The 24,246-nt window shown below is 47.1% G+C and carries 19 protein-coding genes and 1 other annotated feature; of the genes, 5 read left to right on the forward strand and 14 right to left on the reverse strand.

What is annotated here, in order from left to right; all coding sequences use genetic code 11:
• The first annotated feature begins 3 nt into the window (after nucleotides 1–3).
• Together MH117_RS16845 and MH117_RS16850 are read left to right on the forward strand one after the other, a co-directional pair.
• Nucleotides 4–1,839, forward strand: a complete 1,836-nt coding sequence (locus MH117_RS16845) for a glycerophosphodiester phosphodiesterase (RefSeq protein ID WP_239330349.1) — start codon at nucleotides 4–6, stop codon at nucleotides 1,837–1,839.
• Nucleotides 1,840–1,918: 79 nt separating this feature from the next.
• Nucleotides 1,919–2,842: an aminoglycoside phosphotransferase family protein gene (locus MH117_RS16850; protein WP_239330351.1), complete on the forward strand. Its 924-nt coding sequence runs from the start codon at nucleotides 1,919–1,921 to the stop codon at nucleotides 2,840–2,842.
• A gap of 175 nt (nucleotides 2,843–3,017) precedes the next feature.
• Here the strand turns inward: MH117_RS16850 and MH117_RS16855 are convergent, their stop codons facing one another.
• The 9 genes from MH117_RS16855 to MH117_RS16895 all read right to left on the reverse strand — a co-directional run bounded on the left by MH117_RS16855 (nucleotide 3,018) and on the right by MH117_RS16895 (nucleotide 12,750).
• Nucleotides 3,018–3,725: an AIM24 family protein gene (locus MH117_RS16855; protein ID WP_239330353.1), complete on the reverse strand. Its 708-nt coding sequence runs from the start codon at nucleotides 3,723–3,725 to the stop codon at nucleotides 3,018–3,020.
• Between the two features lie 12 nt (nucleotides 3,726–3,737).
• Nucleotides 3,738–4,124: a coiled-coil domain-containing protein gene (locus MH117_RS16860; protein ID WP_239330355.1), complete on the reverse strand. Its 387-nt coding sequence runs from the start codon at nucleotides 4,122–4,124 to the stop codon at nucleotides 3,738–3,740.
• A gap of 396 nt (nucleotides 4,125–4,520) precedes the next feature.
• Nucleotides 4,521–5,546, reverse strand: a complete 1,026-nt coding sequence (locus tag MH117_RS16865) for a FecCD family ABC transporter permease (protein ID WP_275444693.1) — start codon at nucleotides 5,544–5,546, stop codon at nucleotides 4,521–4,523.
• Nucleotides 5,539–6,546 carry a FecCD family ABC transporter permease gene (locus tag MH117_RS16870; RefSeq protein ID WP_239330357.1) on the reverse strand — a complete coding sequence of 336 codons (1,008 nt, stop codon included), beginning with the start codon at nucleotides 6,544–6,546 and terminating at the stop codon, nucleotides 5,539–5,541. Before MH117_RS16870 ends, MH117_RS16865 begins: the two co-directional genes overlap by 8 nt.
• A 27-nt stretch (nucleotides 6,547–6,573) precedes the next feature.
• On the reverse strand, nucleotides 6,574–7,578 hold the full coding sequence (locus MH117_RS16875; protein ID WP_239330359.1) for an ABC transporter substrate-binding protein: 1,005 nt from the start codon (nucleotides 7,576–7,578) through the stop codon (nucleotides 6,574–6,576).
• A gap of 111 nt (nucleotides 7,579–7,689) precedes the next feature.
• Complete coding sequence (locus tag MH117_RS16880) at nucleotides 7,690–9,342, reverse strand: ABC transporter substrate-binding protein (RefSeq protein ID WP_239330362.1); 1,653 nt, start codon at nucleotides 9,340–9,342, stop codon at nucleotides 7,690–7,692.
• Nucleotides 9,343–9,935: 593 nt separating this feature from the next.
• Complete coding sequence (locus MH117_RS16885) at nucleotides 9,936–10,457, reverse strand: DinB family protein (RefSeq protein WP_239330365.1); 522 nt, start codon at nucleotides 10,455–10,457, stop codon at nucleotides 9,936–9,938.
• Between the two features lie 50 nt (nucleotides 10,458–10,507).
• Nucleotides 10,508–11,494 (reverse strand): helix-turn-helix transcriptional regulator, encoded by a 987-nt coding sequence (locus MH117_RS16890; RefSeq protein ID WP_239330367.1) that lies wholly within the window; start codon nucleotides 11,492–11,494, stop codon nucleotides 10,508–10,510.
• A 281-nt stretch (nucleotides 11,495–11,775) separates the two neighbouring features.
• On the reverse strand, nucleotides 11,776–12,750 hold the full coding sequence (locus tag MH117_RS16895; protein WP_239330369.1) for an aldo/keto reductase: 975 nt from the start codon (nucleotides 12,748–12,750) through the stop codon (nucleotides 11,776–11,778).
• A gap of 158 nt (nucleotides 12,751–12,908) precedes the next feature.
• Nucleotides 12,909–13,132 (forward strand) — a binding site (T-box leader).
• Nucleotides 13,133–13,176: 44 nt separating this feature from the next.
• On the opposite strand from MH117_RS16895, the gene MH117_RS16900 reads away from it, so the two are divergent.
• Nucleotides 13,177–15,069, forward strand: coding sequence for an arginine--tRNA ligase (locus MH117_RS16900; RefSeq protein WP_239330371.1), 1,893 nt, complete (start codon nucleotides 13,177–13,179; stop codon nucleotides 15,067–15,069).
• An 88-nt stretch (nucleotides 15,070–15,157) separates the two neighbouring features.
• Here the strand turns inward: MH117_RS16900 and MH117_RS16905 are convergent, their stop codons facing one another.
• From MH117_RS16905 to MH117_RS16925, 5 genes are all read right to left on the reverse strand, one after another.
• Nucleotides 15,158–16,900 (reverse strand): proline--tRNA ligase, encoded by a 1,743-nt coding sequence (locus MH117_RS16905; protein ID WP_239330373.1) that lies wholly within the window; start codon nucleotides 16,898–16,900, stop codon nucleotides 15,158–15,160.
• Between the two features lie 563 nt (nucleotides 16,901–17,463).
• The gene (locus tag MH117_RS16910; protein ID WP_239330375.1) at nucleotides 17,464–17,817 is read right to left on the reverse strand and encodes an antibiotic biosynthesis monooxygenase; all 354 of its coding nucleotides are present in this window, start codon (nucleotides 17,815–17,817) and stop codon (nucleotides 17,464–17,466) included.
• Nucleotides 17,818–17,844: 27 nt separating this feature from the next.
• The gene (locus tag MH117_RS16915) at nucleotides 17,845–18,627 is read right to left on the reverse strand and encodes an ABC transporter ATP-binding protein (protein WP_239330377.1); all 783 of its coding nucleotides are present in this window, start codon (nucleotides 18,625–18,627) and stop codon (nucleotides 17,845–17,847) included.
• A complete protein-coding gene (locus MH117_RS16920; RefSeq protein ID WP_239330379.1) occupies nucleotides 18,614–19,666 on the reverse strand; it encodes a FecCD family ABC transporter permease in 1,053 nt (350 codons plus the stop codon). The genes MH117_RS16915 and MH117_RS16920 overlap by 14 nt, the downstream gene beginning before the upstream one ends.
• Before the next feature lie 6 nt (nucleotides 19,667–19,672).
• Nucleotides 19,673–20,623: an ABC transporter substrate-binding protein gene (locus MH117_RS16925; RefSeq protein WP_239330382.1), complete on the reverse strand. Its 951-nt coding sequence runs from the start codon at nucleotides 20,621–20,623 to the stop codon at nucleotides 19,673–19,675.
• A gap of 623 nt (nucleotides 20,624–21,246) precedes the next feature.
• On the opposite strand from MH117_RS16925, the gene serS reads away from it, so the two are divergent.
• Together serS and MH117_RS16935 are read left to right on the forward strand one after the other, a co-directional pair.
• On the forward strand, nucleotides 21,247–22,530 hold the full coding sequence (serS, locus tag MH117_RS16930; protein ID WP_239330384.1) for a serine--tRNA ligase: 1,284 nt from the start codon (nucleotides 21,247–21,249) through the stop codon (nucleotides 22,528–22,530).
• A gap of 516 nt (nucleotides 22,531–23,046) precedes the next feature.
• The gene (locus MH117_RS16935; protein ID WP_239330386.1) at nucleotides 23,047–23,979 is read left to right on the forward strand and encodes a phosphotransferase; all 933 of its coding nucleotides are present in this window, start codon (nucleotides 23,047–23,049) and stop codon (nucleotides 23,977–23,979) included.
• Nucleotides 23,980–24,246: the final 267 nt, after the last annotated feature.

Below are 24,246 nucleotides of genomic sequence, written 5' to 3' on the forward strand. Positions count from 1 at the left end.
TTCATGGCGAGATTAAGTAACAAAAACAAACGCCCTCGTTTCCAAATGACGCGAGAATTGTTTCGTGTATGGAAACATGCGGGTCGTTCTTTTATTTTGTTTGAGCTTGCATACAAGCTTCTGACGATTGGGCTGTTTGTCCCTTTTTTATCGATCCTTTTTAATAAAATATTGGATCTTGGCGGCTTCCAGGCTGCGGCTAATCATGATCTGCTTCGATTTGTGTTCAGCCGCTACGGGTTGTTAAGTCTGATTGTGTTGGCTCCGCTTGCTTTTATAATCATCTATACCGAGTTTGCGGTACTGACCTATATTGCGTATTACGGTATACAGGGGCAGCGTGCACGTATTCGTGCCGTCTTGCTCCAAGTAATATCTCGACTGCCCAGGCTGCTTGGAATTGGTAGTATCGGAGCGGCGGGATATTTATTATTGTTGTTTCCACTGCTTGATATCGGATTCGGAGCTTCGCTGCTGCCAAGCATTAGAGTGCCCAACTTTGTTACCGGCGAATTGATGAAAAGTTTATGGGGTCTTGCTGTTCTTGGTGTATTTCTGACTGTCGTGGTGCTATTCAATCTGCTGTGCATGTATGCCCTGCCTATTTTAGTATTAGAACGCAACGGACGTTTCTGGACTACCTTCAAGAAGAGCAGCCGTATGTTCTGGCGCAGCAAATGGACACTGCTTCTAACGACTCTGGAATGGCTGGTCTTTGGCATTATTGGAATCATTATTGTATTCTTGCTGCTGATCGGTATTATTGTTTTGCTTAGCTTGATTTCCGAAGATTGGGCTAACGAGTTGGCTTTTGGTTTTGTCATCAGCGTCGGCGTATATGCCTTGTCATTGGTGTGGACCCCGCTGTTTATGACCAATCTGACCTGCTTATATGTCAAATTTGCCAATCCCTACGATATTGACGTCCACATCGACGGACTCGATGCCGCGCAGTGGGAACGGCGAAACGTGCAGAATCGCACCTTCATACATCGCCATCGACGGAAATTTGCAACGTTTAGCATGCTGCTGCTGCTCACAGTAGGATGGGGAATTACGGCTACACTGACCGACTGGGGGGAGACCAAGGATGACTTTGTCATTATGGCCCACCGAGGTGACGTACGCTCCGGTGTCGAGAATACATCCGGTGCCTTCGAGGGAGCTATTCGTGCAGATGCGGACTATATTGAGCTCGACATTTTACAAACCAAAGATGAAAAGCTTGCCGTTATTCATGATACCAATTTGAAGCGGCTGTCCGGTCGCAATGTCAATGTATATGACCTTACGCTAGCGGAACTCCAGAAGGCCACGTTAAAGCAGGATGGTTATGTGGATCGGATATCCTCACTTGATGAGGTCATCGAACAAACGAAGGGACGCATCAAGCTTAATATTGAGCTCAAGACCCACGGTCAGGAAACGTCCACCTATGCAGCGACTGTTGTAGATACGTTGCGCAGGCATAAAATTGAGTCTGAAGTTATTCTCCAGAGCCTTGATTACGACCTCGTCCTGCAGCTTAAAGCTTTAAATCCACAGCTTAAGGTTGGATATCTTATTTTTGCAACCTTTGCAGACTTGAATCGGTTTCAGTGTGATTTCTTTGTTGTTGAGGAATCGTTTGTTAACGCAAGACGAATTGCATCCGCAAAGCTGGCTCATAAACCAATATACGTATGGACAGTCAACGATGTGGAATCTGTTGAACACTTTTATACCCTTGGCGTTGATGGCATTATAACAGATATTGCAGCTGAGGCCCGTGATCAAATTAATCTGCTCAAGCAGCCTGGGGACCGTCTTACTACGCAGACCATTGATATCGGTCAATAACACTACGTCTCAGATAGACCTGAGCGCGTATGGAGGACAGGTATCCTGAAACCACGAAGAGAGGAGTGAGATATAATAAATGATAACTATTCCTGAGCAATGGAAGCAGACAATTCTCTCAGTACATGATCAACAAGGAGCGCAGTGGTTGTCAGGGCTAAGGGGATTAATTGCTGCTTGTGAAGCCAAGTGGCATATACAGGCTGGTTCCCCCTATACACTCTCCTATAATTATGTTGCGCCCGCTCAACATACAGATGGGACTGCCCTTGTGCTCAAGCTCTGTATTCCTGGGCAAGAACTACGAAGTGAGCTTGCCGCGCTCGATTATTATGACGGTCAGGGCGCAACTAGACTTGTTGCGTCAGATGTAGAGCAGGGCGTGCTTTTGTTAGAGCGTGCAGCGCCTGGACAAGAGTTGAGAACGGTTCGGGATGACGAAGTCGCAACCCGAACCGCCGCCGCCGTCATTCGACGGCTGCACGAGAACAAACGCTGGGATAGGGGGGCGGTGTCCCCCTTCCTCAGCGTAGCGGATTGGGCGCAGGGGCTCGCTAAGCTGCGCCAGACGTATAACGGCGGCACTGGTCCGCTGCCGGAGCATGTCGTGCAGCAAGCCGAACGCTGCTATGCGGAGCTGCTCTCTTCCACTCGTGAGTGGAAGCTGCTGCACGGGGACCTGCATCACGGGAATATATTAGCTTCCCATCGTGAACCTTGGCTCGCAATTGACCCGAAAGGAATCATCGGTGAGGCAGAATATGAAGTCATTCCATACTTGTTAAATGAGGTGCCTGCCAGCTTTGAAGAAGCAATTGCCGTTACAGAGCGGAGGGTGTTCATATTCTGTGAAGAGCTTAATCTGAATCGCGAACGCTTGTTGGATTGGGCTTATGCCCATAGTGTATTATCTGCATGGTGGTTTGTAGAAGACGGGATGGACGGGGTAGACAATGCGCTATTCAAAACATCTATTTTTGAGCAGCTTCGGCTGCAACGATAAGCAAGAGTTGTCATCTATGCTTGTCGTTTCCCATTCCCTCCGATAATCACATCTTCTAACCATAAAGCCCCTTCCATAAGGACCGCAGCTGCAGTCGTTATGGAAGGGGCTCTACATATTTAGAAAATGAAACTTTTGCGCATTCCATTTCCGACAACGACTATTGTCTTGTCCACTACCTAATTAGAACGCCGCCAAAAGGAATAACTTCTCTTAGCACACGCCGGACAAAACCATCACCTTCAATATCCCGCTCCAGTTGACCGTCGTTTCGTCCCGTTTGCAGCAGTACATAACCTTGTCCAGTCATTTCCCAGTGGTAGTTCATATGTTGGCTCGCAATTGAATTGCCGTACACACAGGGCTTCAACGTTGCATTTTCTGGATAGGCCACCAAGCTGCCAATATCTACAAAAGTAGGTTGTTCCTCATCCAGCTTCATAGGATGAAGAGGACCATTGGATACAATGCCTAACAGGCCGTCTTCAGCCGAAAATTTCATTTTAACAAGTTCTCTTGTGATCACCGCGTTTTTAAAAGTTTGGACTTTACGCTCGACACGCATACCTTCCGTGTAGAACAAAATATGTTTCCATTCAAACAACAGATCCGAGCCCGCTGTAATCGGAATCGTCTGCATACAGAAACCAGCAGGAAGACCCAACATAAACTGAGCGGGACCACTCAGTCTGGATTGGATCAACTTACGCTTGCGGTACATTCCTGCAATGTCCATAAACCGATCTTCACGCTGCGAAGATTGTCCCTGAAACGATATAATTTGCCTTGGATGCAGCACATTCAGCATCTCTCCATCTTCCAATCGAATCGTCACTGCTTGGGAAAGGACCGACTCGGCTTCACTCTGAATATGCAATTCCATTCCTCCATATCCCTAACGCCGCCGCTGCCATACCATGACACGCAGCACACGTGTTAATACAAAATACAACAAGAGAAGCCCAATGCCTGTAATCACTACAGCTGCTATGCGGCGAACCTGCTGCCTCTGCTCCAGATCCTTCGTCTCAAGCTGCAGTATACGCTGCATCAACTGTTCATTTTGTCCGCGCAGCTTCTCATTATCAGAGGCTAGCTGCTCCGTTGCTTCTCTATAGTGTTGTTCGCTCTTTATAATCGATTGTTCCATCTGGTCATACTTAGATCTAAGTTGCTCTACCTCTGAAGGAATCTCAGTTACACCGGTCACCCAATCCCAAAAGCCAGCTTCCGCTTGAGGGACTGGTCCGAATGCAAAGGCTAGGCCCGTAAACATCAGCATTAATAATAAAATAGCCTTTGTACGCTTATAGATATTTATAAGCTTGTCCCCCTCTCATCACGGATATATAGGATTAGACAAAACATAAAGCAATGATTCATGTGGAAAATGACTGCTGATATGGAATATATACGATATTTGTCGAAACTAGTTTCTTTTCCTGCTGTGTATATTTTATATATAAACCGAATATAACATCCATGCAACTACTTCCTTCAATTGTTATTTTAATCCTGTATGTTGGGCCAAAGGAAACACATAATAAATGAAACCTGTCAGGCTTATTATTAAATGTCTAATGTCTAAGCACATCAAAATGAGGTCGGAGAAAGTCTCCAACCTCTTCATAAACGTGTGATTATATTAAAGGTGATACTTCTACGGCTGGCAACAATGTTACTTTTTGCTCCGCAGCAGTAAATATACAAAATAAGGGACACCCACAATAGAAATAACAATTCCAACAGGCAGCTCAGCTGGAGCAAACACGGTCTTCCCGATAAAGTCGGAACCAACTACAAGCAGCATGCCAATGACTCCAGCCACAGGTATTACCCGGGCATGTTCAACGCCAACTAGACGTTTGGCAATGTGAGGGGCAATTAAGCCTACAAAACCAATACTGCCCGATACAGCTACACAAGCACTAACAAGCCCTACACTGCACAAGAGCAGCAAGAATCGATCCCGTTCAAGACGAACCCCAAGGCTCTTAGATGGCGCGTCACCTAACATGAACATATCAAGTTCTCTCGACTTCACCATAATGACAGGAATCAGCAAAATCAACCACGGAAGAACTGTTAATATGTACATCCAGTTTGCATTCCATATACTGCCCGTCAGCCACACTGTCGCCATTTCGAAATCATTTGGATTCATCTTTAACGACACAAACAAGGTTAAGGCACCAAATGCTGATCCTACCGCAATACCTACAAGCAGCAAGCGCTGTGGGTCCAGTTGACCATGACGCCATGACAGTGCATAGATGATAAGTGCAGAAAGTACACCTCCTACCCATCCGAACAGTGGCATCGCCATCACGGAAGCAAAGCCTGCTTCTTTCAGCGTACCGCCGAAAAAGAGCATAAACATGACAATGGCAGCCCCTGCGCCTGCATTGATGCCAAGCAAACCCGGATCTGCCAGGCCATTACGTGAAATCCCTTGGATAACCGTCCCTGCTATGGCAAGCCCAATCCCCACCAATGCGGCAATGACGATACGGGGTAGGCGGAACTCGAAAATGACCAGATCATGTTCTGGCACAGGATTATGGCGCAACAGCGTGTTTACCACATCTGTAATGGTCATATCGAATTCACCATTCGTCAGACTGACGTAGATCATAATCAATGTCAGGGCAATCCCTGTTCCCAGAACGAGCCAGAACCGGCTGCGCGTTAACAAGCTAGGCATGCTCACGTCCTCCCTTTTTTCGGATCAGATAAAGGAAGAATGGGACACCGATAATCGCTGTCACCACACCTACTGGCATCTCGAACGGATAATTCAAGAACCGACTCAACACGTCGGATAGTCCCAAGAACACAGCACCAATAACCCCTGCGCAAGGAATGACCCACTTATAATCGACACCAATTAAGAACCGTGTAATGTGCGGGATAATTAGCCCGACAAAACCTATCTTACCAGCAAGCGCTACGGCTATCCCCGTCAGAAGAATAACACTAAGCATGGTAACCATCTTAATAAGTGCTGTCTTCTGTCCTAGACTAGTCGCCACCTCACTCCCGAGGGACAACACAGTGATAGAGTTAGCGATAATGACGGCGAGCGCTATACCCACAACAGCAAACGGAATTGCAAATTTGATAAGCTCAGGGTCCATCTGATTCAAACGTGCGTTATACCAGAAGCTTATATTTTGTGATATTTGAAAATAAGTTGCAACTGCAGCTGACACACTGCTGAGAAACGTCCCGATAATGGTGCCCAGAATGGCCATTCGAACAGGGGACGTACCTCCCGGTATGATGGACGCCAGCCCAAATATAATGCCTACACTAAGCGCGGAGCCAATCAACGAGCCGATAATCATCTCCATCGAGGAAGCTCCAGGCAGCATAATCATCATCAAGGTGATGACAAATGCCGAGCCGTCGCTAATCCCGAGAATCGAAGGTGATGCCAAGTAGTTGCGAGTCATCCCCTGCATCAAAGCCCCAGATATGGCAAGGAACGCCCCAATAAGGAGCGCTCCAATCACACGTGGCAAGCGAGAGTGCATGACGATTTGGTGGTTGACATTATCAGGGTCAAATCTGACAATGGCTTCCCACACCGTGCTGGCGTCGATATTTTTGGCACCATACAGTACGGACAATAAAATGGTCAGTACGATAGCAAACGGAGCCGCTATTAATATGATGGCCGTTATCGATTTTGAACTACGCATGATGTTATCTACTCGCTTTGCTATTAATTAGTTGTGCAGTTTTTCTGCTGCCGCTTCAATAAACTTAATCTTGCTTAACGCAGTTCCACCTTGAGCAAGCGGATCTACCACGTTTACGTATACTTTGTTGTTCTTCACAGCGTTCATGCTCTTCCAGATTGGATTGCTCTCTAGATCTTTCAGAGCGTTTGGATTGTCTTTGCTCTCAGATTCAGCAAATTGAACAAATAATACATCCGGATTTATTTCACTCAATTTCTCCAAGGAAACCTTTTCTTGAGCTTTAGCAGCCAATACTTCTGCTGGTGGCGTCAATCCAAGATCAGAGTACAATATCGGGTTAAAGAATACGCCTTGTGGATAGATCATGATGCTGCCCGCACGAATACGGAGGCTTACTACTTTCTTGTCTTTTAAGCTATCGCCGATTTTAGCCTTCGACTCTTCGATACTCTTTTTGTACTTCTCCAGTTCTTCGCTTGCTTTCGTTTGCTTGCCTGTCAACTCAGCCAGCAAGTTCAGGTTCGCTTCCCAGTCCGTTGCAATATGGGAGACCGGAATATAAGTAGCGATTTTGTTTAACTTCTCGCCTACTTCTGGCTTAGCTTTTGTGGAACCAAGAATAACGTCCGGTTTCATCTTCAAAATGGCTTCAAAGTTAGGCTGCATCTTTTCCCCTGAAGATTCTGTCTTAGCTGTAACAGATTGGAACAATTCTGGGAACTTTCCTCCCACCGTAATACCGCCAACAGGTTCAACGCCTAGTACAACAGCATCTTCCATCGATTCCATGCTGCCTGCGATTACGACACGCTCCACTTTAGAAGGAACTGTATATTCTTTATCTAAATACTTAATTGTAACGGTTTCTTTGGCTGCATCTGCTTTAGGCTGTTCTGTAGTCGTTTGCTCGGCAGCCCCCTTTGTATCTGTTCCCGTAGTTGCTGCAGTATCTGTTTTGGAACCACATGCCGAGATCACGAGCACAAGAGCCAATAACAGCGCCCAGCCCATAGCTTTCTTTGTCTTCATTGCTTGAATATCCCCTCTCTATTTGTTGCATCCAATTGATAACTATTATCATTATCAATGAGAATTATATACGAGCTGACTCATCTGAAACATGGACGAATCACGGAATTGTCATGGACATTTTTCATTAAACAGCTCTAAAGTATGTTGTATGATGCTTTCATGCGACCACGGAGAGCTCTCTCGCCATGGCTCAGAAGTGATCCGATAAGTACGATTCGACTTCACCGCCCTGATCTTGCTCCACTCTGGCGAGCTTTGAATATCCTTCCAACGTGCTAACGACTCATTCTCCTGGCATACGAGTACTAAAATGTAATCTGGATCGAGTTCTTGAAGTTGAGCGATACTTGTCGGTTCATTTAGCTCCGGCGATTGCAACGGACACCTTGACTGAATACCAAGATCACCATAGAACACCTCTGTCATCGCCTCATTGCTGTAAATATGAAATTCATGTTTAAAAATACGCACGATGAGACAAGTAGCATCCGCAATACGCTGCTTCAGAATAGCTGCGGCGTTGCTGGCTTGGTGATCATACTGATGCAGCCAACGCCTGGCTTCTTCCTCCAACTGCAGGTGCCCAGCGATTGTCATGAGTTGATCCCGCCAATTCAACTGATGCGGAACTAGTAGCAACGGCGCAATTTCCCGCAGCTTCTCACTATGTTCTGCCTCCAAGTTGTCATAACAAAGAATCGCTTCCGGTTTCGCCTGTCGCAGTGTCTCAACGTTGTCATCCCAGTATTCGTTGTACCGATAAGCACTAAGATGTACAGGGATATCATTACGATACGTATCATAGTAATAAGCTCCCCATTTCGGGTGAAGGGGTGCCGCGTAGGGAATAAAATGAAGTGGAGCGAGATACCCAAGCAGGTTAATACCTCCGAATACCGCTATCTTGCGCTGCCTGTTCTTCATATAAACTGTTGGAGCTACACCAACCTGCTGCTTAAACTTGCGACTGAAATAAAACTCGTCCTGATAACCCACCTGAGCTGCCAGGTCTTTGAGTTTCATTTCGGCTCTTGTAAGCAGTTGCTTGGCCCGTTTCATTCGTACGGAAGTCAAATAATCCAGCGCGCTCATGCCATACATTTTCTTAAACAGCTCCGCATAGTATTTGGCGCTAATATCCGCCATACGGGCGAGCTGATCCATCGATAGACTCTGATCATAATGGTTGTCCATGTACAGCTTAGTTGCTTCCAGTGCCGTCAGACTATCCTTAGGGGAATTTCGCAGATGTTTCATCATGTGATATAACATCTCCTGAAACATCGCGTGCGCACGGAACCGCTCAAGTCCATCGCCCTTTTGGAACCATCTCAACAGTTCGGTGCCGTACATCGTCCACGAGACTGATGCGTTCAGCATTAGCTCCCCTTCATTCGGGAATAAGTCGTGCGGAGGGGCAACACATTTAGGCTCTCTAGGCATCCCGCCGTCTTCCAGCACTTCATAGGCGATCGCCACAAGCTCAATCGTATCTGAAGCTGCTACATAAGCGCCGAAGGTCTGTCCAGGCGGACAGGCAAATACGGAGCCACTCTTTGCTGTATGCTCCTGCTCACCAATCGTTACTTTTCCAGCCCCCGATAGCACGATGATTAAAATATGAGTAAAGGTAAACTGCTGCGTCCACCGGACCTCACAATTGCGATGAATTATATTTACATCTCTAAGTCGAATAATCCATGCATCCACATCCTCTGCTGGGAACGATAGGTTCTCTGTTATTGCCGCTTTACTATCCATGAAGGTCCACCACACTTATGATTAATTGACGTTTGCCTGTTTACAGTCCAATGAGATGACGTTATCATTTAGCCCCATCATCACATTCGTAATTGATAATTGTTATCATTTATATGAGTATATCAAAAATTTCGCTGGAAATCGCCTCATCGCTTTTGATTAAGTGTGGGAAGATGTCAATGGTTATCGATATTGCGCGGATGACGAGTCCACAATGCAGTTGTTGTTATAATTCACACCCAACTACAGGCAGTTGAGCACAGCGCATCCTGCCAACAGTAGGCAGTTCAGTAAGTCAGCACAGCTTATTAATACCTATTTGAAGCTGCTTAACATGCATTAAGATATCATTTGTGCGCATAGTAAAGCAGGCGGTAGCCTGATTGGCGACGCCTGCCTACATTGCAGCGTTCTAGGAAGAACCTGCGGGCTCATATTAACATTTTGCCAAGGTGAACGGACACCTATGGCCCCGTAATAGACAATTACAGCATTGCATTGCAATCGTTCGGTGAGGACTTCAACAGCCCTCTAATTGAACCTCGGCAAAACAGTGTTCCCGTTCCCACCAGAATTCACCTCGAATTACTATACTACTGATGCGTCAAGTCATACAAATAATGTATATAGTCAGTAGCAGTACCTGCCTGCCCTAACTGCCGCAGCATCGCTGTAACGTTGCCACGATGATATGTGCCATGATTAACGACATGCTGAATCAAGTCCGAGTAGCTGGTGTCCAAAGTCCCATAATGAGGATGCGAGATTTGCTTGGCTTCATCAAGATCGCCCTGCTGCTCCATAAAGTCAACGTAACGCCCAGCTAATGTGTGAAATTGTGCTTCTAATTGCTCTATGTTCCAAGTTTCCGATTCTGTTCGAATACGGCCAACCTCGGTTATCATCTCGTCAATATTGATAGTGTCATTGCTGACCGTTAACAGCCATACGTTGTCTACACTGTAGATATGCAAGAGCGTCTCCCGAATGCTCGGAAACACACTTTTCACCTGCTGAGTCCATGTAGTCGTATCTGGTAGAGCTTTCAAATGCTTTATTAGCTTTTCATTGGCCCATACATGATAACTATACAGCTTTCTGGCGTTACTCCCCATCAATACCACACTCCCATAATTGGATCTAGCCCTTTTATCATACCTTCGCTTTACTGACAATTACGGTCAGTCATGCGCAGACTTTCGTAATAATGAAGCATACGTGTCGTCACTTGAATTAGTTGGTCAATAACAAATTCAGGTTCAGTAACACGAATTGTGCCTCCATATGATAACAACAAGTAAGGCAAAGTCTCCAGCGTGCGCTCATCAAGGCAGAAACGAGCAGCAGTATCCGAGCGAGCGACCAACGCATGTCCCAATAACCAATGCGCACACAGGTCGTCAAGCGCCTGCTCCCTGCCTTCAATAACCAAAGTTACGAGCTGTTCTTTATTGTCTAAATTCGGAAGGAGCGACTGCATAAAGAATTGTTTCGCAGAGAAATCTTTTGGTTTCTCATACTGAATCTCCGTGCGATGGATCATCTTGATCCGATCCACTCGAAAGCTGCGGATCTCCTCCCGCAGGTGGCAGTGGCCCACTGCATACCACTTGCTCTTCCAATACACGAGGCCATACAGATTAAAGAGACGTGTCTCAATCACAGTCCCATAACCTTTCATATATTCAATGGATACAGCAACAAGATCCACGCCCGCAAGCTCTAACTCCTGAAGAGTCCCTCTAATGGATTCATCAACAGGGGGATGGATGACGTCCAAACCACCCGAATATCGGTTCATCGCGCTGATCTGCTCTTCGTTGCTGTACAGCCTCAGTTTCGAGATTGCCCCTTGTAATACGTCTTCATGCGGATACCCTGCTTCAATCGCAAACTTTGCTGCATGGATGAGCGTTTTTTGCTCTTCATTGTCAAACATAAGCGGAACGTCCTGAAAGTGAGCTAACAGACTGTATCCACCATGATGACCCGAATCCGATACAATCGGTACTCCGCTGGCGCACAAAGCGTCAATATATCGATACACTGTGCGAATATGGATCTCGAGCTGCTCCGCGAGCTGCTTCGCCGTCATCCGCCGCCTTGTCTTTAACAGCCATAGGATAGATAGCATGTTATCTACTTTTGACATATATGCCGCATCCCTTCACTCGATGATTAACTGGTCAAGTTGGCTGTGATACCTTATTTCATCTGAAAAGCAATCAGATACTTTACTTCATCTTAGAGGCAATCATCATCACCCATCGCAGATACCTCTTTGACACTATTTGTGTCATTTAGTGTATGCTTTTTATTATGCGATCTTGAGAGATTGCCGACATGTGGGTACTCTGAAAGTTCTACACTTGCACAAATCAGCCTCATCCTTATGGATATACCTCTCCTCAATCTCCCTGTCCTACCATTTAATCAGGGTAAACGGTATACGGCCAATGGCTTGCCATGCTTGAATTTTTCACTTATTTCATCCAACGCCTGTAGGGTGCCACTATCTAAGTTCAGCTCCACGCTGCGGCGATTCGCTTCCAACTGCTCAGCTTTGGTTGCTCCTACAATAACCGTAGACACGGCCTGCTGATGCATCAGCCACGCCAATGACAGCTCACTCGGGGAGCACCCCAAGTCCGACGCAATAGAACGAACACGTTCCACCAACGGAAGAGTCGAATCGTTAATGAACCGTTTAATATGATCATCCTTCTCCGCACGAGATCCAGCGGGAACTACTTCTGATGATGTATATTTTCCCGTTAGAATTCCACCTGCAAGCGGGAAATAAGGAATAATACCGACTCCTTGATCCAGACAACACGCCACCAACTCTTGCTCCGGTGTCCGATCGGCTAAGGAATAACTTGTCTGTGTCGACACAAAACGGTTCAAACCGCATTTTTCACTAATACCAATCGCTTTCATCAGTTCCCATGCCGCGTAGTTAGAAGCGCCGATGTACCTTACCTTTCCCGAGCGAACCATATCATCGAGAGTCCGCAGCGTCTCTTCAAGCGGTGTCTCTGGGTCAAACGTATGGATCTGATACAGATCAACGTAATCCGTTTTCAACCTGCTCAAGCTCTGTTCCAACTCCAACATCAGATGATATCTGGAGGAACCGCGCTCATTAGGACCTTGTCCCTTGACCAATCCTGCTTTTGTCGCCAGTACTACCTGTTGCCGTCTGCCAGCAAGGGCATTGCCAATGATCCGCTCCGATTCCGTATGTGCGTAGATGTTCGCCGTATCGATAAATGTAATGCCGCTGTCAACGGCGTGATGCAAGATACGGGCGGATTCCGTTTCATCCGCTCGTTTGCCAAAAGAATTCGTGCCAAGCCCTAATATCGATACCTTCATCCCGCTGCTGCCAAGCCTTTTATAATTCATGGTTAGTTCCTCCTGCTGAAATAGGATCTATGACTTGATGTTAAATTGAGGAAGTTACAGTCTGTATTTTATCAGAATACTGTATAAGAAGTGTAATTCTTGAAACGTCGAAGTTGATTTCTAAAATTCAAGGGGTATAATAGTATAAAATTACATCCGAATGTTCAATGATCGGGAGAGTAGTTCATGGTGGTAGTCCAAGCGAGCCGGGTTGGTGGGAGCCGGTACATTGCCAGGAATGAAACGGACCCGTGAGAAGATGCGCTGAAAGAAAGCTTAGCAAGTACGCGCGTCCGGCCAAGACCGTTATCCTGTCAGAGGGGTCAAGCTGCGGCTTGGCAACAAGAGTGGTACCGCGAATGCAATAGCCTTCGTCTCTTTTATTAGAGACGGGGGCTTTTATTATGTTTATAAGGAGGAAATCGCATGTTAAGTCAAACGCTGTTAACCCATTTAGAGCATGCTGCAGCTGCAATTTTAGAAGAATCCGGTAGTCCCATTGCGACATTCAATCCAATCACAATCGAGCAGCCATCACGTATGGAGCACGGTGATTACAGCACCAATATCGCCCTCCAATTAGCCCGCTCGCTGCGCAAAGCTCCGCTTCATATTGCTGAACAGATCAAGACAAGACTGGAAGAGGACGGGATGTTCGCAGGGCTAGTAAATAAAATAGAGGTTCTGCCTCCTGGTTTTATTAATTTATTTATCAATTGGACAGTGTGGGCTCAGCAGGATATGCCCGTTTCCCATGCGCATAAAACAAAAATCGTAATCGAACATACGTCGATTAATCCTAACAAATCTTCGCACATCGGGCATCTTCGTAATGCCTGTATCGGAGACACGCTTGTCCGGATGCTTCAAAGAACAGGCTGCACGGTCGAAGTCCATAACTACATTGATGATCTCGGCAACCAACTTGCTGATACGGTAGTTGGCATGCTGCATACACCGATTAAGCATCAGCATGATCGTTTTGGCGATTTCTGCTGGGACTTGTATGCTCATGTGAACAAACAATACGAGCAGGATATGGAACTTCAGCAGCAGCGCTCTCATGTACTGCATGCCCTTGAAGAGGGTAACAACAATCTTGCATGGACTGGCATGCTCGTAGCTGAACGGATCGTACGTGAGCACATCGAGGAAATGGGCAGCTTCGGCATCTGCTATGACTTGCTTGTATGGGAGAGCAATATCGTCAGAGAGGGCTTCTGGAACTCAGCCTTTGAATTGCTCCAGCAGACAGACTCATTTTATCAGATCGATAAAGGCAAGCTTGCCGGATGCTGGGTGCTGCGACAGTCTGAACATGAACCACAGGGAGATGGCGCGTCAACTCCTGATGATACGACAGCCGATTCCGAGCATCATCAGGACAAAGTACTCGTTCGTTCGAACGGCATCCTAACGTATACGGCCAAGGATATCGCTTATCATCTATGGAAGTTCGGACTTCTGAACCAAGATTTCACTTATTCACCGTTTACAAATTCCTTATGGACGACTCGTGCCGGAGGAACTACACGTTCATACGGACATGCAGATGTAGTCATTAATGTAATCGATTATCGACAACAATACCCTCAAGCAATGGTCAAGCAAGCGCTGCAAACGCTCGGCTTCACGGCCCAGGCTGAGAAGCTGCATCACGTGAGCTACGGTGTGGTGTCGCTAAGCCCAAATGCCGCAAGCGAGCTGGGCATGGATACTTCTGATGGCAGATCCTCTTATGCCATGTCTGGTCGTCAGGGCATTGGGATTAAGAGTGCCCAACTGCTCGATTTAATGGAGAAGGTGATCACAGACAAGCGCTCAGATCAGACTGGTATGAGCAGCCGTGATATTGCGGCCGCAGCCATTCGATATTACCTGCTGCGCTTTAATCTCCAGACTGAAGTTGTACTGGATCTTCAGCAAGCAACAGAAATTACAGGCAACACGGGCGTATACGTCATGTATGCACATGCACGTGCGACGACTTTACTGCAGCGTGCAGCACAGGAGCATCGTATCGAGCCAACTGCACCGAAAGATATCTCCCATCTCGAAAAAGCAGAATACGCGCTGCTGCGTCATATTGCCAAATGGCCAGATACATTACAGTCCGCTTGCAAAGAGCTAGCACCGAACACGATCTGCACATATGCGTTTGAGCTTGCAACGCTGTTTAACAACTTCTATGCGGTGTGCCCTATTCTGAAAGCAAGCCGCGAGAGTCAAGTCTTCCGTGTATGGCTAACAGCCAAATTCAAGGAAACACTTTGTGACGCGCTCCAAGTGTTAGGCTTGCCGACACCGGAACGCATGTAAGCCGGCCAGGTATGGCGGGCTATTTCGACAACGGATCGAATAGCCCGCTACCATGTAATCAGCACATTGGCCCCTCACAACACTCGCATTACACCTGTTCCAGTACCGCTTGGATATGCAAGCAAGCCTTTTCAACCGTCATGATCTGCTTTTCGCCGCTAGAGCGCTCTTTCAGCTCGACTAGGCCGTTTGCTGCATCCTTGCCTATCACTATACGCAGCGGTATGCCCATTAAGTCGGCGTCTTTCAGTTTTACGCCAAGCCGCTCATCCCGGTCATCAAGCAGCACCTCAACGTGATGCCGGCGCAACCATTCATACAAATGCTCTGCTACTTTGGTCTGCTCTGCATCTTTTACGGACACTGGAACGAGGTGGACCTGATAAGGAGCAATCGCTAGCGGCCAAATAATCCCGTGCTCATCATGATGCTGTTCAATGGCAGCTGACAACAAGCGGGAGATCCCAATGCCGTAACAGCCCATGACCATGTTCTGTTCTTTTCCTGCTGTATCCAGAAAAGTCGCTGCTAACGTCTCGCTGTACTTTGTACCCAATTTAAAAATATGTCCTACCTCAATCCCTTTGCTAAACTGAAGTGCACTCTCACATCGAGGACAACAGTCGCCTTCGACTGCATTCCGGTAATCCCCTATTCTCTCTAAAGTGAAATCACGTCCAGGCACTACGTGATCATAATGATAATCCACTTCATTGGCTCCCATGAGCGCGTCCTTGACCCCCGCCACAGCTTCATCCACAAGTATTGGAATAGACAACCCTCTAGGTCCTGCAAATCCTACAGGTGCTCCCGTAACACGGGACGTTGTCTCTGCATCGGCAAGTTGGAGCTCTGCTACACCAAGAGTATTCTTCACTTTAATCTCATTGACTTCGTGATCGCCTCGAACAACAACCGCAACCGCCTGTCCATCTGCCACATAAATCAGCGTCTTTATCATTTGTTGCGAAGCTTTACCCAACGCCTGTTTAAGCTGTCCGATCGTACGAATATTAGGGGTGTGCAGCTTAGTCATTACTGGATATGGTGTGATTGACTCCCCATCTGCTGTCATCTCACATTTGTTCTCATTCCTTGAACTGTGTGCAGCAATCGATTGCGCCTTCTCTAAATTAGCGGCATATGCACACGAAGAACAGGAAACAATCGTATCCTCCCCGATGGCTGCCAACGCCATAAATTCATGTGTCCCTCCCTCTCCGCCAATAGAGCCCGGATCTGCTTCTACTGCACGGAACTGCAACCCCATACGGGTGAATATCTGATGATAAGCCTCGTACATATTCCAGTAAGAGCGATCAAGCCCTTCCCAGTCCGTATCAAAGGAATAAGCATCTTTCATCAAAAATTCACGTCCTCGCAGCAGCCCGAAGCGAGGGCGCCGTTCATCCCGGAACTTGGTCTGAATTTGGTACATCGTCAAAGGAAGCCTGCGATAGGAATTCACCTCGCCCCCAACTAACGTCGTGATCACTTCTTCATGCGTAGGACCTAACGCAAACTCTCGTTCATGCCGATCATGGAAACGTATCAGCTCAGGACCGTAAAGAGCATATCTTCCAGATCGCTGCCATAATTCAGCTGGCTGGATAGCAGGCAGCAGCACCTCTTGAGCCCCAGCCATGTCCATTTCTTCTCGCACAATGTGCTCCAATTTACGAAGCACACGCCGTCCTAACGGCAAATAAGAGTACACCCCTGCCGCCGTCTGCCGGATATACCCGGCTCGCAGCAATAACTGATGGCTTACCGCCTCCGCATCGGCTGGTGCTTCACGCAGAGTTGGCGATAGCAATTGGCTTTGTCTCATTCGAAATCTCTCCTTTATGTCAAATGTGAAGCGTATCGCTGTATTCAGATGAAAACAAAAAAACACATTCGTCAGGGACGAATGTGCTCGTGGTACCACCCTATTTTCACCGGCGTACCCAAATACTCCGGCTCTCGACGTTATAACGGAAACGTTCCGGCGATGAGTACTCGTTTGCTTACTGGATAAAAAGCGCATCACGCCTATGGCATAATGCCCTATCCCTTTCCTCGTCGCAGCTACAAAGTAGGAAGTCGCACATCATCTGCAGGAACCTCCCAACCTATGGGTTCCCTCTCTGGATCAGCCAAACATGCGCTTATGTCCTTGATCATCGCTGTTAATTATAAAATTAAAAGCCAGTGTATCATTAATGACCTGTACTTATCAAGCAAGAAATAAAGTTAACATGTTATTAACCTGAGCGCTTAAACAACAGCAAGTTAGACACAAGATAAACAAAAAAATGAATGGACCAGACAATCGCCCGGGGAGACGATTGCTGATCCATTCAAAGAGTGGGGTTGGGTAAACATATATGTCATAAGAAGCGGGGGCTTCTTCTATGACTGCTCTCCTGTCGCAGCTGCGACAGATTCTTCGGACTCTGCCGGAAGATGGTGATGCACGATATCATAGATCGTGACTTTGAATTCAATAATGCTGTCATCCGCTTTCTCACGGCGGGCATGACCTTCCTTGAACTGTTGGCTATTGACCCAACCTTCAAAGGATTCCCGATCCTGCCAGACGGTACGCACGACATATTCGTCGTACTCTTCGGATTGAGTGCTCGTCATAAGCTCCAGACTAACAAAGCCTGGCATATGATGAACACGCTTGGGCTTCGCAAAGCGCTGCTTCAGATGATTCCCTTCACCCTTACGGGTACGGAGTCGGTTAGTAACGGCGATCATGTTGGGTTCCTCCTTCACAAGATGAGATTATACAGACGAGACGGCTATTGGAAATATATAAGGACGTGTTTGTTCTTGATGGATACGAACTCGTATACGAAATACTTGCTCAAACATCTCGGCCGTCATCACTTCATTCGGCGTGCCGCTCTGAACGATGCGGCCGTCCTGCATCACAATCATGCGATCACTATATTGGGCCGCTTGATTCATGTCGTGCAGCACCATGATAATCGTCATGTTGAGCTGCTCATTTAAGCGATTCATCAGCTCGAGTACCTCCAACTGATGCGCAATATCCAAATAAGTCGTCGGCTCGTCAAGGAGCAGCACTTTCGGTTTCTGGGCAAGCGCCATTGCAATCCAAGCGCGCTGCCGCTCTCCGCCTGACAAGGAGTCCAACTGGCGATCTGCCAACTGTGCAAGCCGTGTCTCATGTATCGCCCATTCAACGATGGTCTGATCAGCCTCCGAGGAGCCTGCCAGCAGACTCCTGTAAGGATGTCTGCCATACTGTACAAGATCACGTACCGTCATTTCCGATAAATCAGGCTGGATTTGGGTAAGCATGGACAACATTCTTGCAGCGTCCCGCCCCTTCATCTTTGCAATATCTCTCCCATTCAACATGACGCTTCCCTGATGGGGAGTCATAAGCCGAGCCATAATCTTAAGCAAGGTGGACTTGCCGGAACCGTTTGGTCCGATAATGCTTATCCTTTCACCTTGTTCTGCCTGCAGCGAGACCTCGTGAAGTCCAAATTTCTCAGACAGCCTATAACCAAGCTGATTGACATTAAGTACGCCCAAGGATGCCGCCTCCCCGTCTCAATAAATATAAGAAGAACGGTGCGCCGACAACAGCCAGCAAAATACCAACCGGCAGTTCGAGCGGATCAAACCAGCTTCGTGCCGCCGTATCTGCAAACACGACCAATGCCGCTCCGCCTAGAGCCGACACCGGCAGCAAGTAACTGTAGTTGTTGCCTACGATGAGCCGCACCATATGCGGTACAACTAGGCCAACAAATCCGATAAGACCAGACACGCTTACCGCAATACCTGCTAACAACGTGCTGATAAAAATCAGGAAGAGGCGGCTCCGCTCCGTCTTCTGACCAAGCAGCTTAGCTGCATCATCACCAAGTATCAGTATATTGGCATGACGCACCGCGAATATTGACAGCACGATTGCGACTGCAAAGTATGGAAGAATCATCTGAAGATGATACCAACTTACACCGCCCAATCCACCAGACAGCCATGGCAATACAGCCTGAACTCTGTCGCTGTACAATTGCATTACACCGGAAGTCACCGCACCTGCCAACGCATTGACAGCTACACCGGCCAGAATGATGCGCAGCGGTGAAGCACCACGCTTCCACGCCAAGCTGTATGTCACCATAACGGCGATAAATGCACCTATGAAAGCCGCCGCTGGCACCAAATATATCATTTCAGGTAATATCAACATAATAATGACAGCCATTAATCCTGCTCCAGCCGACACACCGATAATTCCCGGATCAGCTAGCGGATTACGCATTACACCTTGCATAAATGCACCCGATACAGACAGTGCCATTCCAACCACAACTGCAAGCAGTGTACGCGGCAAACGGAAATTCCATATGATCTGTTCCTCTGTAGACGGTTCTCTATTCACCAGCACGGCCCATATGGTACGTACCGGAATGGAAACCGCGCCGGTCGACATGCCGTACAAGAACGCCGCAATCAGAAGCAGCAGCGCGACTATAATTGCTACTAATCGCTTCCACCTGCGTGGATCTTGACCAAGGGCACTTGTTCCGGAAGCTTTACTCGCTTCCAGTTCGGCATTCATCGTAAATCACTCCGCTTCTTTTAAATGAGTCGCCAGCACTTGCAAGGAGTCAAAAATCTTGGTACCTGGGTTCGTGCCAAACAAGTGAGAAGGAAGGATGACAATATGATCTTTCTTCACCGCAGTCAGGCTGCTCCATGAAGCATTTTTGCTAATCTCTGCATCAAATGCTTTCTTCACCGCTTCAGGATCGCCATGTGTGATCAAGAAAACGACATCCGGATTGGAAGCGATGACACGCTCTGCGCTCAACTGTGCATATCCCGACATCTTCTCCATTTTAGGAAAATCAGAAGCTACATTTTTGCCACCCGCTCTTGTAAGCAGATCACCAGGCAAAGAATCCGGCATAGCAGCAAGCAGTGTACCTGGAGCACCATAGACGATCAAAGCTTTCTTGGGATTGTCTTTGTTAATCTTGCCTGCAAGCTGCAGCTTCACATCCATCGCTTGTGCGGTCGCTTTGGCTCTCTCGGACTTGCCTAACAATTGGCCAATCTTCAGCACGCTTTCCTTAATCTCATTAACCGATTCGGAATTAGTTAGGAACACTTTAGCCCCTGTCGCTTCGAGCGCCTTCACGTCCTTCACGTTTAGGCTCTTGCTGCCGATAATAAGCTCGGGTTTCAAGGCTGTAATTAGCTCATAGTTAGGCGTGTGTGCCGATCCGATTACAGCTGCATCAAGTACAGCTTTTGGAAGCTTAGTATTAGAAGTTTTCGGACGTCCGACCAGATTGCCGCCAAGTGCAGCTACGATCTGTGCATCTCCTGCCGCGAGCGTGACAACGCTTTTTACAGGCTTATCAAATGTTATTGATCGCCCTGCAAAGTCTGTTACTGTAATCTTCGATACCGTTGTTGTTGGCGCTGCAACTGCAGCCGTGCTTAAAGAAGAAAATACAAGAATCGCAGCAAGTGCGAGCTTAGAAGCTGAGCGATTAAATACACGTAACATAAATGACCCCTCCTAGAAATATGAAATAAGGAATAGCGGTAAAAAAAAATGAAGCTGCTTGTTCGATTCGCTCTCGTGCAGAGGCTAAAATTACAAAGTTTGTTTATCGATTCGTATTCGAATCATAACCTGCTGCTTATGTAAAATGCCTATTAACTATAATGACAATCATTCTCATTTACAAGCTTGATCATAAATGATAATGAATATCATTGTCAATAAAAATAGTTAAACACTTTTTATTTTTATGGGTGCCTCATCGACACTTTCACCGAATCACTAGTCCCCTCTGTCCATGTACGAACACGATGTATAGTAATGCGGCGGATACCATTATGAGAAGTGTAGGCACTTCCCCCTTGAATAATAGGTTAATAATGAGCTATACTACTACTCAACTAAATGATAATTAAACGGCCTATGAAGAGCATCCAACTCGGAGGCGTTTTCGTCAAGGAATCTCATTCCCTAAGTTTACCGGCACCGCCCGTTACCGCGGAACCAAAGTGGATTGAATGCATTTGCATTCGGTCAAGTTGGGTGGCACCGCGAGCAAGCGCTCCTCGTCCCATACGGATGAGGGCGCTTTTTGTATTTTTTTAGACAAAGGAGTGCGGTGCAGAATGTTAAGCATGGATTGGATCAAGGAATATCAAGACGAGGTACAAGCGGTGGCCCTTCATAAAGGAATCGATGTATCAATATCGGAAGTGCTAGCGGTGTATGAGCAGCGGAAACAGCTGCAGATTGAGGTAGATGATCTGCGTCAAGTGAGAAATCAATCGTCGCGGGAAGTTGGAGCCTATATGCAAGCAGGAAGACAGGAAAAAGCCGAGGATGTCAAACGGCAGGTTGTCCGTATTAATGATCAGTTAGCTGGACTAGAAGTCGCCTTGCAAGAGGCCGAACAGCAATTGTCGGCACTGATGCTGCTTGTACCAAACATCGTATCACCAGATACACCGATTGGGCGCTCAGACGCCGACAATGTGCCTGTGCGTCATGTCGGCATTCGCCCTGAGTTCGACTTCGCGGTACGGGATCACGTGGAACTCGGTAATCTCCACGACATCGTAGATATTCCAAGAGGCGTCAACACAGCGGGAAGCCGCAACTATTATTTAAAAGGTACAGGGGTGATGCTTCATCGCGCCGTGCAGCAGCTTGCGCTCGATTATTTGGTGCAGCGCGGCTTTACCTTGATGGACGTGCCGCTGATGGTTCGCGGGGAAGCTCTGGTGAGTACGGGATTCTTCCCATTGGGCAAGGATCAAGTATATCGGATTGCCAATGAAGACAAGTGGCTGGTAGGCACATCGGAAGTACCACTCGTCTCTTGCTATGCTGACGAGGTCATTGAGATGAACAAGCCGCTTAAGCTTGCGGCAGCTTCCACCTGTTTCCGCAGCGAAGTGGGCTCTGCAGGCAAAGACGTCAGCGGGCTGTACCGCGTGCATCAATTCGCCAAAGTGGAACAGGTTGTGCTCTGCGAAGCCGATCCCGAGCTTTCCGAGCAGCTGCTGCAGGACATCACGCGGCATGCTGAGGAGATTCTTCAGCTGCTGGAGCTGCCATATCGTGTGATGGCCGTCTGTACAGGCGATATGGCGCAGAAGACGTATAAACAGTACGACATCGAAACCTGGATGCCAAGTCGGCAATCGTATGGCGAGACACATTCAGCGTCGAATTTGCATGACTTTCAAGCACGGCGAGCCAACATCCGCTACCGGGATGCCAAAGGGAAGCTGACATTTTGCCACACCCTGAACAATACAGCGGTAGCGACACCGCGCATTCTGATCCCGTTGCTTGAAAATCATCAGCAGGAAGACGGCTCAATCCGGATTCCGGATGCCTTGCAGCCCTATATGCACGGCTTAAAAACGTTAGTTCCTACTCTCTAAATACAAACTAACAAGCCTTTCACCTTATTTGTTGGCAGATGCTCCGATGTAGTGGCCACAGAGCGTTCAAATGATCGTATCTCTGGCCCTTCACGTGCGGCAGCTCCGCGATGGAGGGAAGGGCTTGTTAACCACTCATATCAAATTACTTGACACTTGCAGGTTCCTTAAACGCAAGCAGCTGCTTGCTATACGGTTCGTGCCAACCCGCAGCTATTTTTCAGACGTCCATGATCTTAAAATGTTACTTCTATTCTTAGTTTTTTGGGAGATCTTGTTTAAGCACCTTTTATGCTCTGTTTCATCGGGATGGGGTTACATATAGTAGATTATAGGGAGTTGGGAAACGGGAATAAACAGAAAGAAACTACAAAAAAAGGCCTCGATAATTATCGAGACCTTATTCAACATCCTAACAGAACGGAAATTATAAGTCTATATTTTTCTGATTCGGCGTGGCACAATGTCATTACGTTGCGCAACGGAAATGACAACAAAACATAGGAGACAGTCAACATGTCAATTCCGGAAAAATGTAAACACTATATCCAAAACACGTCAATTGGTGATCAGATTACACAATGGCAGCTCTTGCGTCACTGGTCTTTATCTGAAGTATATCGGATCAAGCTGGCGTCAGGCGGTTCGCGGATTATAAAATGGGGAGGCAGTGAAATGGCCCGTGAGGCTGATGTCTATATTCAACTGCTGGCACCGCTGCATATCCGAGTTCCTCATCTATATGATCATTGGAGCAATACCTCCGGTGGCCTCATCCTTATAGAAGATGCTGGCACGTATGACCTGGAAAAGCAGCCTGAGTCCGAGCTGTTCCTGGAAGCCGCAAGAGAGTTAGCCAGACTTCGTGTATCCTCCATCAAGCATCTGGAGCTAGGCGCCGTTCCGCTGCACGTTCGCCAGAAGTACGATATATCAGCGCAAGCTTTTATCGATCAATTATTCGAATTGCAAACATATGATGATTTCCAATATAATCCATCTCTTGAGTGGGCTGCCAATACATTTCCCACTAAAGTGAAAGAGCTATATGCTTGCATGCCTTATGCTCTTGTTCACCACGATTATTTTCCAAAAAATCTGATTGTTCAACATAACAGAATTCTCGTAATCGATTGGTCTAATGCCTATCTCAGTCCTCATCTTGGCGATCTGCATGGGCTCATTCAAGAAGCACAATCACGATCAGGTGTGAGCAGAGACCACATGCTTCATGCCTATACACATGAACTACAGCAAGGTGGCTCAAACTATGCTTGCTCGCACATTAGCATCGATGAACAGGTTGACCTCGGTGGCTTATGTTGGTATATTCGAACACTGCATTGGCTGATCCATAGGGGGAAGGACATCATCCCCGGTTCTATCGAATGGATTCCTCCACTTCTCGACGATCTGTCACTGTTAGTCCAACGGATGCAGTTAAAGTGATGGTTTTACGTAACATGTAAATCACGACGAGAATTACGACTTCGTAATTGAGTAGATCAGCATAAACCATCTCAATCTACTCAATTACGTTCTCTCAACTACCACTATTGCAGTAACAGAAGCCAAATTTAATGTGCACGATTACAATTGTTGTATCCTTAGGATTTTCCTAATGCCGTCTGAGTGATAAGACAAGTCAATACATAGGTTGTATTCAAATTGTTTCAATGCTTAACATCGTATTGTATTTTGATAACGAGTGACTAA

The organism is Paenibacillus sp. ACRRX, assembly GCF_022346885.1.
Classification (GTDB): Bacteria; Bacillota; Bacilli; order Paenibacillales; family Paenibacillaceae; genus Paenibacillus_B.

Bases quoted from the DNA above. Each gene is read 5' to 3' on its own strand.
- MH117_RS16850 (WP_239330351.1), top strand. From the start codon at position 1,919: ATGATAACTATTCCTGAGCAATGGAAGCAGACAATTCTCTCAGTACAT.
- MH117_RS16920 (WP_239330379.1), bottom strand. From the start codon at position 19,666: ATGAATGCCGAACTGGAAGCGAGTAAAGCTTCCGGAACAAGTGCCCTT.
- MH117_RS16885 (WP_239330365.1), bottom strand. From the start codon at position 10,457: ATGGGGAGTAACGCCAGAAAGCTGTATAGTTATCATGTATGGGCCAAT.
- MH117_RS16905 (WP_239330373.1), bottom strand. From the start codon at position 16,900: ATGAGACAAAGCCAATTGCTATCGCCAACTCTGCGTGAAGCACCAGCC.
- MH117_RS16900 (WP_239330371.1), top strand. From the start codon at position 13,177: ATGTTAAGTCAAACGCTGTTAACCCATTTAGAGCATGCTGCAGCTGCA.
- MH117_RS16860 (WP_239330355.1), bottom strand. From the start codon at position 4,124: ATGCTGATGTTTACGGGCCTAGCCTTTGCATTCGGACCAGTCCCTCAA.
- MH117_RS16925 (WP_239330382.1), bottom strand. From the start codon at position 20,623: ATGTTACGTGTATTTAATCGCTCAGCTTCTAAGCTCGCACTTGCTGCG.
- serS (WP_239330384.1), top strand. From the start codon at position 21,247: ATGTTAAGCATGGATTGGATCAAGGAATATCAAGACGAGGTACAAGCG.
- MH117_RS16935 (WP_239330386.1), top strand. From the start codon at position 23,047: ATGTCAATTCCGGAAAAATGTAAACACTATATCCAAAACACGTCAATT.
- MH117_RS16880 (WP_239330362.1), bottom strand. From the start codon at position 9,342: ATGGATAGTAAAGCGGCAATAACAGAGAACCTATCGTTCCCAGCAGAG.
- MH117_RS16845 (WP_239330349.1), top strand. From the start codon at position 4: ATGGCGAGATTAAGTAACAAAAACAAACGCCCTCGTTTCCAAATGACG.
- MH117_RS16870 (WP_239330357.1), bottom strand. From the start codon at position 6,546: ATGCGTAGTTCAAAATCGATAACGGCCATCATATTAATAGCGGCTCCG.
- MH117_RS16895 (WP_239330369.1), bottom strand. From the start codon at position 12,750: ATGAATTATAAAAGGCTTGGCAGCAGCGGGATGAAGGTATCGATATTA.
- MH117_RS16910 (WP_239330375.1), bottom strand. From the start codon at position 17,817: ATGATCGCCGTTACTAACCGACTCCGTACCCGTAAGGGTGAAGGGAAT.
- MH117_RS16875 (WP_239330359.1), bottom strand. From the start codon at position 7,578: ATGAAGACAAAGAAAGCTATGGGCTGGGCGCTGTTATTGGCTCTTGTG.
- MH117_RS16855 (WP_239330353.1), bottom strand. From the start codon at position 3,725: ATGGAATTGCATATTCAGAGTGAAGCCGAGTCGGTCCTTTCCCAAGCA.
- MH117_RS16865 (WP_275444693.1), bottom strand. From the start codon at position 5,546: ATGCCTAGCTTGTTAACGCGCAGCCGGTTCTGGCTCGTTCTGGGAACA.
- MH117_RS16890 (WP_239330367.1), bottom strand. From the start codon at position 11,494: ATGTCAAAAGTAGATAACATGCTATCTATCCTATGGCTGTTAAAGACA.